This is a genomic window from Streptomyces sp. BRA346 (assembly GCF_052851135.1).
The window spans coordinates 1-15,785 of the sequence record NZ_JAIWIH010000075.1 but is presented as its reverse complement, the minus strand read 5'-3'; the positions used below and the strand labels follow the sequence as shown (position 1 = coordinate 15,785).

Annotated in this window: 3 protein-coding genes; all 3 read right to left on the bottom strand. The window is 73.9% G+C overall.

The genetic code is table 11. The features are described 5' to 3' along the window. On the bottom strand, positions 1-1,905 hold a 1,905-nt coding region (locus LCH29_RS42605; RefSeq protein WP_446467057.1), incomplete at its 3' end, for a type I polyketide synthase. Beyond that, positions 1,905-13,991 carry an SDR family NAD(P)-dependent oxidoreductase gene (locus tag LCH29_RS42600; protein ID WP_446467056.1) on the bottom strand — a complete coding sequence of 4,029 codons (12,087 nt, stop codon included), beginning with the start codon at positions 13,989-13,991 and terminating at the stop codon, positions 1,905-1,907. The genes LCH29_RS42600 and LCH29_RS42605, both read right to left, overlap by 1 nt. A 42-nt stretch (positions 13,992-14,033) precedes the next feature. Next, positions 14,034-15,785: SDR family NAD(P)-dependent oxidoreductase (locus LCH29_RS42595; protein ID WP_446467055.1), on the bottom strand; the 1,752-nt coding region annotated here is incomplete at its 5' end.

The following is a 15,785-nucleotide window of genomic DNA, read 5'->3' as shown; positions in this document are numbered from 1 at the left end:
ACCCGCACCCTCGGTGCCGCGCAGAACATCGGTCAGCGACCAATCCACATACGGCGCCAACGCCCGCTCACACTCCGCCACCCGCGCCGCAAACACCGGTGACGTATCAAGCAAACCCGCCCCCATCCCCACCCACTGCGAACCCTGCCCCGGGAACACCAACACCTGGACATCGCCCGCTGACACCTCAGCGCCCCCGTGCACCACACCCGGATGCGACTCTCCAGCCGCCAGCGCCTCCACTCCGGCCAGCAGCTCGGCACGGTCCTCACCCACCACCACCGCACGGTGCTCGAACACCGACCGCGTCGTCACCAACGACCAGCCGACCTCGGCAACCCCCACCTCCCCATCGGCCACACGCGCCGCCAACGCCGCCGCCTGACCCCGCAACGCCTCCGCACTCCGCGCCGACACCACCCACGGCACCACCCCGTCAACGGGCCGCGACTCAGCCTGCTCGCGCACGTCCGGGGCCTGCTCCACGATCACATGCGCGTTGGTGCCGGAAATGCCGAACGCCGACACACCGGCCCGCCGCGGACGTTCGCCGCGCGGCCACGCCACCGGCTCGGTCAGCAGCCGTACGCCACCTCCGTCCCACTCCACATGAGGGGTCGGCTCGTCGACGTACAGGGTCGCGGGCAGCATCTCGTGGCGCAGCGCCATCACCATCTTGATCATTCCGGCCACGCCCGCGGCACCCTGCGCATGGCCGATGTTGGACTTCAGCGAGCCCAGCCACAGCGGCTGGTCGGCGGGCCGGTCCTGGCCGTACGCGGCGATCAGCGCGTCCGCTTCGATGGGGTCGCCGAGGGTGGTGCCGGTGCCATGGGCCTCGACGGCATCGACCTCGGCGGAGGACAGCTGGGCGTTGATGAGGGCTTGGCGGATCACTCGCTGCTGCGAGGGGCCGTTCGGCGCGGTCAGGCCGTTCGACGCGCCGTCCTGGTTGATCGCCGAGCCGCGGAGCACCGCGAGTACCTGGTGCCCGTTGCGCCGTGCGTCCGAGAGCCGCTCCAGGAGCAGTAGGCCGACGCCCTCGGAGAAGCCCGTACCGTCGGCGGCCGCGGCGAAGGGCTTGCAGCGGCCGTCGGGGGACAGCCCGCGCTGGCGGGAGAATTCCACGAAGGTGTGCGGAGTGGACATCACCGTGACGCCACCGGCCATGGCCAGGGTGCATTCGCCCTGCCGGAGCGCCTGGCAGGCCAGGTGCATGGCGACCAGGGACGAGGAGCACGCCGTGTCCACGGTGACCGCGGGCCCTTCGAGGCCGAGGGTGAACGCGACCCGGCCCGAGACGACGCTGAGCGTGTTGCCGGTGAGCAGATATCCTTCGGCGCTCCTTTCGATGTGGGGCGTGCCGAAGCCGAGGATTCCGGCGCCCGCGTAGACGCCGGTCGGGGTGCCCTTCAGCGACGTGGGGTCGATCCCGGCGCGTTCGAGCAGTTCCCAGGAGACCTCGAGGAGCTGGCGTTGCTGGGGTTCGGCGGCGAGTGCCTCGCGGGGGCTGATGCCGAAGAAGGTGGCGTCGAATCCATCCGCGCCCCGCAGGAAACCGCCCCGGCGGACGTAGCTGGTGCCGGGGTGGTCCGGGTCCGGGTGGTACAGGCCGTCCAGGTCCCAGCCGCGGTCCTTCGGGAAGTCCCCGATGGCGTCCCGGCCGGAGGCGACGAGATGCCACAGGTCCTCGGGGGAGGCGATTCCGCCCGGAAAGCGGCAGGCCATGCTGACGATGGCCACCGGCTCCTGCGCCCGCTCCTCCACCTCGCGCAAGCGCTGACGGGTCTGCCCCAGATCGGCCGTCACCCGCTTGAGATACCGGCGGAGCTTCTCTTCCGTACCCGTACCCGTACCCGAATCCGAACTCGTACCCGTACCCGGCATCTGTTCTCGCTCCTCCATCAGGGCAGTTCACGGTCAATGAGCGCGAACATCTCGTCGTCCGAAGCGGATTCGAGGGTGGTGAAGTCCGTCGTGCCGGACGCGTCGACCGGTCCGCCGTTCACCTTCGCCAGCAGTCCGCTCAGCCGCTTGGCGATCCTGAGCCGTCCCTCTTCGTCCGTGACGAGGGCGTCCAGGGTGTGGTCCAGCCTGGCCAGCTCGCCCAGAACGGGGTCCACGCCGTCCCGGCCCGCAGTGGTGGTGGCGTCGTCGGGTGCGAGCCGTTCCAGCAGGTATTCGGCGAGCACCGCGGCCTCCGGGTAGTCGAAGACCAACGCGGCGGGCAGCCGCAGTCCGGTGGCGGCGGCGAGCCGGTTGCGCAGCTCCACCGCCGTCAGCGAGTCGAAGCCCAGCTCCTTGAAGCTGGCCTCGGCCTGCACCGCGTCCACGTCGGTGTGGCCCAGCACGGTGGCCGCGTGGCCGCGGACGAGGCCCAGCACCAGCCGGTGGCGCTCGGCCGCCGACAGCCCGGCCAGCCTGGCGGCCCAGTCGACGGGCTGTTCCGCGCCGGCGGCCGCCGCCGTACGCCGCCCGGCGCCGCCACCGCCACCGGTGGTGGCGAGTGCCCGCAGGGTGGCGGGCAGTCGCTCGGCGGGCAGGGCGGCCAGGGTGCGGGGGTTCACGTCGGCGGCCACCAGCAGGTGGCCGCCGTGCTGGACGGCGGCGTCGAGCAGGGCCAGGCCCTGCCGGGTGCCGAGGGCGCCCACGCCCGTACGGGCCATCCGGGCGAGGTCGGCCTCGGCCAGGTGGCCGGTCATCCCGCTGGCGTCGGCCCACAGCCCCCAGGCCACCGATACACCCCTCAGCCCATCGGCCCGGCGGCGGGCCGCCAAGGCGTCGCAAAAGGCGTTCGCAGCAGCGTAGTTGGCCTGTCCGGGGCTTCCCAGCACCCCGGCCGCGGAGGAGAACATCACGAACATGCCGAGCCGCAGGCCCGCGGTCGCCGCGTGCAGATGAGCCGCCGCCGTGGCCTTCGCCTCCCACACCCGCGCCAGACGCTCCGGGGTCTGCGACGTGAGCACCGCGTCGTCCAGGACACCCGTGGCGTGGATGACGCCGGTCAGCGGGTGTTCCGCGTCGATGCCCGCCACCAGCTCCGCCACCGCGGCCGCGTCCGTGACGTCCACGGCGGCGACGCGCACCTGTGCGCCCAGGTCGCCGAGGCGGGCGGTCAGTTCCGCGGCGCCCGGGGCGTCCGGGCCCCGCCTGCTTGCCAAAACCAGGTGGCGGATCTGCCAGGTGCGTACGAGGTGTTCGGCGACGACCCCGCCCAGCGTGCCGGTGCCGCCCGTGATGAGCACCGTGCCGTCCGGGTTCACGGCGGCGGGTACGTCCAGCACCAGCTTGCCGGTGTGGCGGGCCTGGCTGAGCTGCCGCAGCGCCTCCCGCGCCCGGCTCAGCGGCCAGGTCCGTACGGGTGCGGGCCGCAGCACCCCGGCGGCGAAGAGCTCCCCGAGCGTGCGCAGCATTTCGCCGATGCGGTCCGGTCCGGCGTCGGGCACCAGGTCGAAGGCCCGGTAGCGCACACCGTGGGTGGCGGCGATGTGCTCCGGGTCGCGGATGTCGGTCTTGCCCATCTCCGACAGCCGCCCGCCCTCGTTCAGCAGCCGCAGCGAGGCATCGACGAAGGGCCCCGCGAGGCTGTTCAGCACCACGTCCACGCCGCGGCCGCCGGTGGCGTCCCGCAGCTCGGTCTCGAAATCGAGGGTGCGTGACGAGGCCCGGTGTGCCGGGTCGATGCCCATCTCCTCCAGCACCGCATGCTTGCCGGGGCTGGCCGTGGCGTACACCTCGGCGCCCAGGTGGCGGGCGATCTGGACGGCGGCCATGCCGACGCCGCCGGTCGCGGCGTGGATGAGCACGGACTCCCCGGGCCGCAGCCCGGCCAGGTCCACCAGTCCGTACCAGGCGGTGAGGAACACCACCGGTACGGCGGCGGCCTGCTGGAACGTCCAGCCGTCCGGGATCGGCACGACCATCCGCGCGTCCGCCACCGCCAGCGGGCCGAACGCACCCTCGAACAGGCCCATCACGCGGTCGCCCACGGCGAGTCCGGTCACCCCGGCACCGATGTCCACGACCACGCCCGCGCCTTCGCTGCCGCGGAACACCCCGCCGCCCGGGTACATCCCGACGGCGATCAGGGCGTCGCGGAAGTTGACTCCTGCTGCGTGGACCGCGATACGGACCTCACCGGGGCCCAGTGGTTCGAGCACCTCGGGGCAGGGCACCGGGGTCACGTTCTCGATGGTCGCGGCGCCTTTCACCGCGAGTCGCCAGGCCGGTTGCGCCACCGGCGCCACCAGGCCACCGCTTCCGGCGGTACCGGCGCGCATCAGGCGCGGCGCCCACACCCGGCCCGCGCGCACCGCCACCTGCGGTTCGGCCAGCGCTATCGCGCACAACACACCATCCAAGACACCGGTGCCCGGTGCGTCCGCCGGGCCACGGGGGTCGAGGTCGTGCAGGAGGAACCGGTCGGGGTTCTCCGCCTGCGCGCTGCGCAGCAGCCCCCACACCGCCGCACCGGCCGCGTCCACGGCATCGGTTCCGGGGCCGTCCGCGTCGGGTGCACCCGCCACGACGGCGCCCCGCGTCACCACCACCAACCGGGCGTCGGCCAGCCGGGGTTCGGCCAGCCACGCCTGGAGCAGGACCATCGTGCGCTGGACGGCGGCCATGCCCTGGGCCGGGGTGGCAGCCGGTGCGGGCGGGACACCGGTCAGCACCACCGAGGGGATGGGTTCGCCGCCGTCGACGCCCGCGAGCAGCGACGTCAGATCCGGGTGGCGCACAGCGCCCGCGGTGTCCCATTCCGCCGGGCCCAGCACCACCCAGTCGCCGCCGTCGGCCACCCGCTCCGGTGCTCCCGGCAGCGGGATCCAGTCCAGCGTGAACAGCCCGTCCGCGCCACGGCGGCCCGGGGTGCGCAGCTGGTCCGTACGGGCGGGGCGCAGCACCAGCGAGTCGACCGTGAGGACGGGGTCGCCCACGGCGTCGGCCACGGTCACCCGCAGCGCCCGCTCGCCGTCCCCGTTCTGCTCGTCCGGTGACAACCGCACCCGTACCGTGGTCGCCCCGGCGGCCCACAGGGACACTCCGTTCCAGGTGAACGGCAGCCACATCCGGTCCTCGTCGTCCTGTCCGGGCGGCTGCCCGGTGAGCAGGGCGGCCGGGTGGAGTACGGCGTCCAGCAGCGCGGGGTGGATGCCGAAGCCGCCGCACTCACCGGCGGTTTCGGGCAGCGCCACCTCGGCCAGCACGTCGGAGCCGTCCCGCCAGAGTTTGCGTACGCCCTGGAAGGCGGGCCCGTAGGCGTATCCGTCGGCGGCGGCCCGCGCGTAGAAGCCGTCCGCGTCCACCGGCTCCGCGCCCGGTGGGGGCCATGTGCCGGAGGGTTCGGGGGCGGCGCGGTCGTGGGGCGGCGGGGCGAGGACGCCGTCGGCGTGGCACAGCCACGTCCCATCGGGGTCGGCGTCCGGGCGGGAGTGGACGCGCACTTCGCGGCGGCCGTCCTCGTCGGCCGCGCCCACCGCCACCTGGACGTGCAGCCCGCCGGATTCGGGAAGGATCAGCGGGGTTTGCAGGGTCAGTTCGTCCACCACCGCGCACCCGGCCTCGTCGGCGGCCCGGAGCGCCCATTCGACCAGCGCGGCGCCCGGCACCAGGGGCGCCCCGGCCACCACATGTTCGGCCAGCCAGCCGTGGCCGCCACCGGTTCCGATACGGCCGGTGAGCAGATGGGTGCCGCCGTCGGCGAGTTCGACCGCGGCCCCCAGCAGGGGGTGGTCCGCCGAGGTCAGTCCGAGGTCGGCGGGGTCGCCGCCGCGTCCGTCCACTCCGTCCAGCCAGTAGCGGTCGCGCTGGAAGGCGTACGTCGGCAACGGGACGGTACGGGGCGCGGGGTCGGCCGGGAACAGGGTGGTCCAGTCCGTCTCGACCCCGGCGGTGAACGCCTGCGCCACCGAACGCACCAGCTGGGCCAGATCGCCGTGGTCGCGCCGCAGGGTGGGCACCGCGATGGCCTCGCCGCCCGCTTCCTCGAAGGTTTCCTGCATGCCGACGGTCAGGACGGGATGGGTGCTGACCTCGATGAACACGCGGTGACCGTCGGCCAGGGCGGCTCGTACGGCGTCGGCGAACCGCACCTGTTCGCGCAGGTTGCGCACCCAGTACGCGGTGTCGAGTCCGGCGGGGTCGTGGGGGCCCGCGGTCACGGTGGAGTAGAAGGCCACGCCCGTTGCGGGCTGCTGGACGGGGCGAACGCCGTCCAGCAGCCGGGTGAGTTCGCCGGTGATCTCGTCGACCTGGGGGCTGTGGGAGGCGTAGTCCACCTCGATCCTCCGGGCCCGCCCGCCGGTGTCTCGGCAGGCGGCCACGGCCGCGGCCACCTGCTCGGGCGGTCCGGACACCACCGTCGACACCGGTCCGTTGACGGCTGCCACCACCACCTCGGCGGCGCGCTCGCCCAGGTCGGCGAGCAGCTGGTCGGCCCGTTCCCGGCCCACGCCGAGGGAGGCCATCGCCCCGCCGCCCGCGAGGCGCCGCAGGGCCCGGCTGCGCAGGGCCACGACGCGGGCGCCGTCGTCCAGCGAGAGCGCCCCGGCCACGCACGCGGCCGCGATCTCGCCCTGGCTGTGGCCCACGACGGCGGCGGGTTTCACGCCGTGACCGGCCCATACGGCGGCCAGGGACACCATGACCGCCCACAGCACCGGCTGCACCACATCGACCCGGCTCAGATCGGCGATGCCTTCGGTGCCGCGCAGCACATCGGTGAGCGACCAGTCGACGTAGGGGGCCAGGGCCCGTTCGCAGGCGGCCACCCGCTCCGCGAACACCGGGGAGACGTCGAGCAGTTCGGCCCCCATCCCCTGCCACTGCGACCCCTGTCCCGGGAACACCAGCACCGGACCGGCCGCGCGGGGGTCCGGGGCGGTGCCGGACTGCACGACGCCCGGGTGGGTTTCGTCGGCCGCGAGCGCCTCCACGGCGGCCAGCAGCTCCGTACGGCTCTCGCCGACGACCACGGCCCGGTGGTCGAAGAGCGTACGGGCCCTGATCAGCGACCAGCCGACCTCGGCGGGCGTGGCCCCGGGAGCGGTGGCGAGGTGGGCGGCCAGTGCCCGGGCCTGCTCGCGCAGCGCCGTCGCGCCCCGTGCGGACAGCACCCAGGGCACCACGCCCCGGTGGGCGGCGGGCTCCGGCGCCTCGGGTGGTTCCGGCGCGTCGACCGGTGCCTGTTCGAGGATCACATGGGCGTTGGTGCCGCTGATGCCGAAGGAGGACACGGCGGCCCGGCGGGGTCGCTCCTCGTGCGGCCATTCGACCGCCTCCGTGAGAAGCCGTACGCCGTCCTCCCACTCCACGTGCGGGCTCGGTGCGTCGAGGTGCAGGGAAGCGGGGAGCAGTCCGTGCCGCATCGCCATCACCATCTTGATGACGCCCGCGGCTCCGGCGGCGGCCTGGGTGTGGCCGATGTTCGACTTGATGGAGCCGAGCCACAGCGGCCGCCCGTCGGCCCGCTCCTGGCCATAGGTGGCGAGCAGCGCCTGCGCCTCGATCGGGTCGCCGAGCGTGGTTCCGGTGCCGTGGGCCTCCACCGCGTCGATGTCGGCCGGAGCGAGGCGGGCGGTGGCGAGCGCCTGCCGGATCACCCGCTGCTGAGAGGGCCCGTTGGGGGCGGTCAGCCCGTTGGAGGCACCGTCCTGGTTGACGGCCGAGCCGCGGAGCAGGGCGAGCACGTGGTGTCCGTTGCGCCGGGCGTCCGACAGGCGTTCCAGGACGAGCAGTCCGATGCCCTCGCCCCAGCCGGTGCCGTCGGCCGCCGCCGCGAACGGCTTGCAGCGGCCGTCGGTGGCCAGTCCGCGCTGCCGCGAGAACTCGACGAAGGTGTTCGGCGTGGCCATCACGGTCACGCCGCCCGCCAGGGCCAGGGCGCATTCGCCCTGGCGCAGCGCCTGGGCGGCCAGATGCATGGCCACCAGCGACGACGAACACGCCGTGTCCACCGTCACCGCGGGCCCCTCCAGGCCGAAGGTGAACGCGACCCGCCCGGAGGCGATGCTCGGCGTGCTGCCGGTCATCAGGCGGCCCTCGACGCCCTCGGGGGTACGGCCCAGGAAGCGGCTGCCGTAGTCGTCGTACATGACGCCGGTGATCACGGCGGTCTGGCTGCCGCGCAGGGTCACCGGGTCGATGCCCGCGTTCTCGAAGGCCTGCCAGGCGGTCTCCAGGAGCAGTCGCTGCTGGGGGTCGGTGGCCAGCGCCTCGCGCGGGCTGATGCCGAAGAACTCGGCATCGAAGCGCGCCGCGTCGTAGAGGAATCCGCCCTCGCGGGCGTAGCTGGTGCCGGGGTGGTCCGGGTCCGGGTCGAAGAGCCCCGCCAGGTCCCAGCCACGGTCCGCCGGGAATTCGCCGATCGCGTCCACGCCCTCGGACACCAGCCGCCACAGTTCCTCGGGCGACCCGACACCGCCCGGATAGCGGCAGGCCATGCCGACGATGGCGATGGGATCGCCGTCGGTGGCCACCGTGGCGGCCACGGGCGCGGGCGGTGTGGCGTCGCGGGTCCCGATCAGCTTCTCGCGCAGGAAGCCGACCAGGGCGTCGGGGGTCGGATAGTCGAAGATGACGGTGGCCGGGATCCGGGTCCCGGTGGCCGCGTTGAGCCGGTTGCGCAGGTCGAGGGCGGTGAGCGAGTCGAAGCCGAGTTCCTGGAAGGCCCGGCCCAGTTCGATGGCTTCCGGTGCCGGATGCGCGAGCACGGTGGCCACTTGGGCGCGGACCAGCTCGCCGAGGGCCCGGTCCTGTTCGGTGACGGGCAGACCGGCCAGCCGCTCGGCCCAGGGCACCGCCCCGGTGTCCTGCGCGGGCCGCCGGGCAGGGCGGGGCACCAGGGCCCGCAGTACGGGCGGCAGCGGGCCGGTGGCGGCCCGGGCACGCAGCACGGTCAGATCGAAGCGGGCCGGTACGAGGACGGGGTGCGGGGTGGTCAGTGCGGTGTCGAGCAGCACGGGCACCTGGTCGTCCGCGATGGGGGCGACACCGGAGCGCGCCATCCGGGCCAGGTCGGCATCGTCGAGGTCGTGCGTCATGCCCCCGGCCGAGGCCAGCAGCCCCCAGGCCAGCGTGTGGGTCACCAGGCCCTCGGCGCGGCGGTGTTCGGCGAGGGCGTTGAGGAACATGTTGGCGGCCGCGTAGTTGGCCTGCCCTCCATTGCCCATGACGGAGGCGGCGGAGGAGAACATCACGAACGCCGCCGGAGCCATCTCACGGGTCAGCCGGTGCAGATGCCACGCCGCGTCGAGCTTCGGACCGAGTACGGTGTCGAACCGCTCGGGGGTCAGCGAAGTGACCACGCCGTCGTCCAGCACCCCGGCGGCGTGGACGACGGCCGTCAGCGGAAGTGCGGCGGGGATCGTGGCCAGCAGGGCGGCCACCGCGTGCGGATCGGCGACGTCACAGGCGGCGACCCGCACATCGGTGCCCAGGTCGGCCAGTTCGGCGGTGAACGCGTCGATGTCGTGTGCGGCCGGGCCGCGCCGGGAGGCGAGCAGCAGATGCCGGGCGCCGTGTGCGGTGGCCAGATGCCGGGCGACCCGTCGGCCGAGTGCTCCGGTGCCGCCGGTGATCAGGACGGTTCCGTCCGGGTCGAGGGCGGGAAGCGGCGCCTCGTGGTCGGGGCGGACCCGCACCAGGCGGGGGACGCGTACGGCCCCGGCCCGTACCGCCAGCTCGGTTTCACCGGCCGCCACGGCGGCCGGGAGGGCGGTGCGCAGGGCGTGGCGGGAGGCCGGGTCGTCGTCCAGGTCCAGCAGCAGGCTCCGCTCGGGGTGTTCGGCCTGCGCGGCGCGGACCAGGCCCCACAGGGGTGCGGTGGTCAGGTCCGCGGGCGGGTCCTCGGGGGTGGCGGCGATCGCGCCACGGGTGGCGATCACCAGCCGTGCCGTGCCGAACCGTTCGTCGGCCAGCCACGTGCGCAGCGCCTCCAGCACCTGATGGGCGGCCGTGCGCACCCGTGCGGGGGTCTCGTCGGGGCCGGACGTCGCGCTGTCGCGGCCGGGGTACGGCATGATGACGAGGCTCGGGACCGGCAGCCCTTCGCCGATGGCGGCCTGGAGCGCGGCAAGGTCCGGGTGGGTGGAGAGGGGTTCGGGGCCGTCGTCGCCCAGGTCCAGGGGGTCGGGGCCGATTACGGCCCAGCTCCCGGCCGTGGCCGGTTGGTCGGCGGGCAGTGGCTGGGGCTGCCAGTCGAGCCGGTACAGGGAGTCGTCGGTGTGCGTGGAGCGCCAGCGGTCGGCGGAGATCTCGCGCAGCCCGAGGGTTTCGATGGTGGCGGCCACGGTGCCGTGGTCGTCGGTCAGGGTGAGCGTGACGGTGTCCGGGCCGGTCGGGGTGATGCGGACCCGTAGCCGGGTGGCGCCGGTGGCGAACAGCCGTACCCCGCTGAAGGAGAACGGCAGTCGGACGGTGCTTGGAGGGCCGTCCGGCGTGCGGTCGGCGTTGAACAGCTCCTCCACCGGGTGCAGCGCGCTGTCGAGAAGGGCGGGGTGCAGGCCGAAGCCCTCGGCGTCGCCCCGCTGCTCGGTGGCCAGGCGCACCTCGGCCAGCATGTCCTCGCCGTGCCGCCATGCGGCGTGCAGTCCGCGGAAGGAGGGCCCGTACGCGTACCCCTGCTCGGTGAGGCGACGGTACAGGTCGGCCACGTCGACCGGCACGGCGTCGGCCGGTGGCCACGGCGCCGGGGGCGCCGCCGGGGCGGGCGCCGCCGGGGGCGCGAGGAGCCCGACGGCGTGGCGGCGCCAGGTGTCCGTGGTACCCGGGGCCTCGTCGTCCTGGTCCGCGGGTCGGGAGGAGAGGGTGAGCGCCCGGCGGCCCGCGTCGTCGGAGGCTGCGACCGCCACCTGGATGCGCACCGCGCCGGAGGCGGGCAGGAGCAGCGGGGTCTCCAGGGTGAGGTCCTCGACCACGTCGCAGCCCGCCCGCGCGCCGGCGAGCAGGGCCAGCTCCAGAAGGGCCGTCCCGGGCAGGGGGACGCTTCCCGCGATGATGTGGTCCGCCAGCCAGGGGTGGGTGTGCAGCGACAGCCGCCCGGTGAGCAGCAGTTCGCCGTCGGGCGTTTCCACGACGGCCTGGAGGAGGGGGTGGCCGGTGGCGCCGAGCCCGGCGGCGCGCACGTCGGCGGTGCCGTTCGGGACCGGCCGCCAGTAGCGCTCGCGCTGGAAGCGGTAGGTGGGCAGGTCGACCTGGCCCGCGCCGTCCGGGAGCGCGGCGGAGAAGTCGGCGGTGCCGCCGTCGATGTGCATCCGGGCCAGGGCGGACAGCAGGGTGCGGGGCTCGTCGCGGCCGTGGCGCAGGGCGGTGGCGAACACCGGCGCCGTGTCCGGTGCCGTCGCGTCGGCTGTGGTCCCGTCGGCTGTCGTCACCTCGACTGTCGTCACGTGGGTGGCGGGAGCGTCTGCGGCGAGGGCGTCCTCGGCCATGGTGGTGAGGACGGCGTCCGGGCCGAGTTCGAGGTAGCGCACCACGCCCTCGGCGCGCAGGGTCCGCAGTCCGTCGTGGAACCGTACGGGCTCGCGGACGTGGCGTACCCAGTACTCCGGGTCGCGGAGTTGTTCGGGGTCGGCCACCTCACCCGTGACGTTGGAGATCACCGGGATGTGCGGCGCATGGTAGGTGAGGGTGCGGGCGACCTCGCGGAAGTCGTCCAGCATGGGCTGGAGGAGCGGCGAGTGGAAGGCATGGCTCACGCGCAGCCGCTTGGTGCGGTGGCCGCGCTCCTTGAGGGTGCGTATGACCGCATCGACCGCGTCCTCGGCACCGGACACCACGAGGGCGGTGGGGCCATTGACAGCGGCCAGGGCGAGGCGGTCCGCGTGCTCGCTGAGCAGGGGAAGGACCTGTTCCTCGGTGGCCTCGACGGCGACCATGGCGCCACCAGCCGGGAGCGCCTGCATGAGGCGCCCCCGGGCGGCGACGAGGGTGCAGGCGTCCGGCAGCGACAGCACACCCGCCACATGTGCGGCGACGATTTCGCCGACGGAGTGTCCGGTCAGATATTCGGGGGTGAGCCCGAAGGACTCCACCAGCCGGAAGAGGGCGGTCTCCAGGGCGAAGAGGGCCGCCTGGGTCGCTCCGGTGCGGTGCAGGGAGCGGGCCTCGTCGGTGTCCTCGGCGGCGAAGAGGATGTCCCGCAGCGAGCACCCCAGCAGCGGGTCCAGGTGGGCACACGCCGCGTCGATGGCCGTGGCGAACACCTCGAAGTTCCGGTACAACTCCGCGCCCATACCGGGCCGTTGGCTGCCCTGACCGGTGAACATGAACGCGGTGGCGCCGGGCCGGGACGCCCCGGCACGGGTCAGCCCGGGGTGGGTCCGGCCCTCGGCCAGCGCCCGTACGGCCGTCAGCAGCTGGTCGCGGTCGTCGCCGAGGGTGACGGCCCGGTGTTCGAAGACGGTGCGGGTCCTGGCGAGCGACCAGCCCACATCGGCCAGGGGCAGCCGTGGATGGGCCTCGGCATGGGCGGCCAGCGCCGCGGCCTGGTCGCGCAGGGCCTGGCCGGTACGGGCGGACAGCACCCAGGGCAGCGCGCGGCCGCCGGGCTGGGTGCTCTCGGTGGCCGGGCGCGCGGGCGGGTCGTCCGGGGCGGATGCGGGGAAGGCCGGTGCTGATTCGAGGAGGAGGTGGGCGTTGGTTCCGGAGATGCCGAACGAGGACACCGCGGCCCGGCGGGGGCGTTCCCCGCGTGGCCAGGCGACGGGTTCGGTGAGCAGGCGCACGGCGCCCGCGTCCCAGTTCACGTGCGGGGTGGGCTGGTTGACGTTCAGGGTGGCCGGCAGCGTCTCGTTCCGCATCGCCATGACCATCTTGATGACGCCCGCCACACCCGCGGCGCCCTGGGTGTGGCCGATGTTCGACTTGACCGAGCCCAGCCACAGTGGCTTCCCGCCGGGCCGGTCCTGGCCGTAGGTGGTCAGCAGCGCGTGCGCCTCGATGGGGTCGCCCAGCCGGGTGCCGGTGCCGTGTGCCTCGACCACGTCGACCTCGGCCGGTGACAGCCGTGCGTTCGCCAACGCCTGGGTGATGACGCGCTGTTGGGAGGGGCCGTTGGGCGCGGTCAGGCCGTTCGAGGCGCCGTCCTGGTTGATGGCCGAGCCCCTGATGACCGCCAGCACCCGGTGGCCGTGGCGGCGGGCGTCGGACAGCCGTTCCAGCAGCACCAGGCCGACGCCCTCGGCGAAGGCGGTGCCGTCGGCGTCCGCGGAGAAAGCCTTGCACCGGCCGTCGGGCGCGAGCCCCCGCTGCCGGGAGAACTCGGTGAACACGTTCGGGATCGCCATCACCGTCACACCACCGGCCAGCGCCAGACCGCATTCGCCCTGCCGCAGCGCCTGACAGGCCAGATGCATGGCCACCAGCGACGACGAACACGCCGTGTCCACCGTCACCGCGGGGCCTTCGAGTCCGAGCGTGTACGCCACCCGGCCCGACAGCACACTGGGGGCGTTGCCCGTCACCAGATAGCCCTCGGCGCTCCGGTCGATGTGCGGCGTGCCGAAACCGGGGAGGGCGGTCCCGGCGTACACGCCCGTCGAGCTGCCCTTGAGCGACACGGGGTCGATTCCGGCGCACTCCAGCAGTTCCCAGGCCACTTCCAGCAGTAGCCGCTGCTGGGGGTCGACTGCCACGGCCTCGCGCGGGCTGATGCCGAAGAACTCGGGGTCGAACCGGTCGGCGTCGTAGAGGAAGCCGCCCTCGCGGGCGTGACTGGTGCCGGGGTGGTCCGGGTCCGGGTGGAACAGGCTCTCCAGGTCCCAGCCGCGGTCCGTGGGGAACTCCCCCATCGCGTGTTCGCCCGAGGCGACGAGCCGCCACAGGTCCTCGGGCGTACGCACACCCCCCGGGTACCGGCAGGCCATGCTCACCACGGCGACCGGCTCCTGGGAGCGGTCCTCCATGGCGCGGAGCCGCTGGCGTGTCTCGTGGAGGTCGCCCGCCACTCGCCTCAGATAGTCGACCAGCTTCTCTTCGTCAGCATGCGGCACAGAGGGTCACCCGGCCTTCCGCGAAAGGGCGCGCCACGTCGGTCATGACAGGCCAAGCTCGTTGTCGATGAAATCCAGCACCTGATCGGCGGTCGCGACCTGGAGCCGTTCCACGGCGCCACCGTCGTCGTCTCCCGAGGGACACATCGCCTTCCATCGCGAAAGCAACGTCTCCAGCCGGGTGGTGACCGCCCCGGAATCCAGCTCCTCGACGGCCACGGCGGACAGGGTGTTCTCCAGCCTGACCAGCTCGTTGAAGACCGGGTGGAGAACGTCCCGGCCCGGGGCCCCGGCATCGTCCGGGGCGAGTTGGCTGCGCAGGTGTTCGGCGAGCGCGGCCGCTTCGGGATGGTCGAAGACGAGCGCCGCGGGCAGCCGCAGACCGGTGGCCGAGGCCAGCCGGTTGCGCAGTTCGACCCCGGTCAGCGAATCGAAGCCGAGGTCCTTGAACGACGCGTCCGGGTGCACGGTGGTGGGGTCGGCGTGGCCCAGCACGGTGGCGGCGTGGCCGCGCACCAGGTTGAGCAGCAGCCGGTGCTGCTCGGGAGTCGGCAGCCCGCGGAGCCGGGCGGCCCAGTCGCTCGGCCGGCCACCGGCCGCCGCGGTCGGCCTTCCACGGCCGCTGCCGCCGGTGGCCGCGAGCGCCCGGAGCGGCGTGGGCAGGGTGGCGGCGTCCTGGGCGGCCAGGGCCCGGGCGTCCAGCTTGAGCGCCAGCAGATGGGGGTGGCCGTGGCGGTACGCCGCGTCCAGCAGGGCCAGCCCCTCTTCGGTGGTGTTGGCCGTGATCCCCAAGCGGCCGATCCTGGCCAGGTTGGCGGTGTCCAGCCGGGCGGTGAGGCCGCTGGTGGCCGCCCACAGCCCCCAGGCCACCGACAGTCCTGGCCGACCGGCGGCCTGGCGGTGGGACGCGAGGGCGTCGCAGAAGGCGTTGGCCGCGGCGTAGTTGGCCTGGCTGGGCGTGCCCAGATGGGAGGCGAAGGAGGAGAACATGACGAACGTGCCGAGTCGCAGATGTGCCGTCGCCGCGTGCAGATTGGCCGCGGCGGTGGCCTTGGCTCCCCAGACCCGCGCCAGCCGCTCCGGGGACTGCGCGGGAAGCATCGCGTCGTTCAGGGCGCCTGCGGCATGAATGACGCCGGTCAGCGGACGTGCCGGATCGATGCCCGCGACGAGCTCGGCCACGGCGGTCGCGTCCGCCACATCGGCCGAGGCGATTCGCACCTCCGCGCCCAACTCACCCAGCGCGAGCGCTAGTTCCTTCGCCCCGGGGGCATCGGGACCGCTACGGCTGGCCAACACCAGATGCCGGATGCCCCAGGTGCGGACGAGGTGTTCGGCCACCTGCCCGCCCAGGGTGCCCGTACCCCCCGTGATCAACACCGTGCCCTCAGGATCCACGGGCGCCGGAACATCGAGCACCAGCTTGCCGGTGTGCTTGGCCTGGCTCAGATACCGCAACGCCTCCCGCGCCCGCGACAACGGCCACGCCCGCACCGGAGGCGCCACCAGACCCCCCGACGCGAACAGCTCACTCAGCTCGCGCAGCATCCGGCCGATACGGTCCGGCCCGGCACCCGTGATCAGGTCGTACGCCTCGTACCGCACCCCGGGACAGTCGGCCGCGACCCGCTCCGGATCACGGATGTCGGTCTTGCCCATCTCCAGCAACCGGCCACCCTCGGCCAGCAACCGCAAGGAGGCGTCCACGAAGGGCCCGGCCAGGCTGTTCAGCACGACATCCACACCGCGGCCACCCGTGGCCTCCCGCACGACCTGCTCGAAGTCCAGATCCCG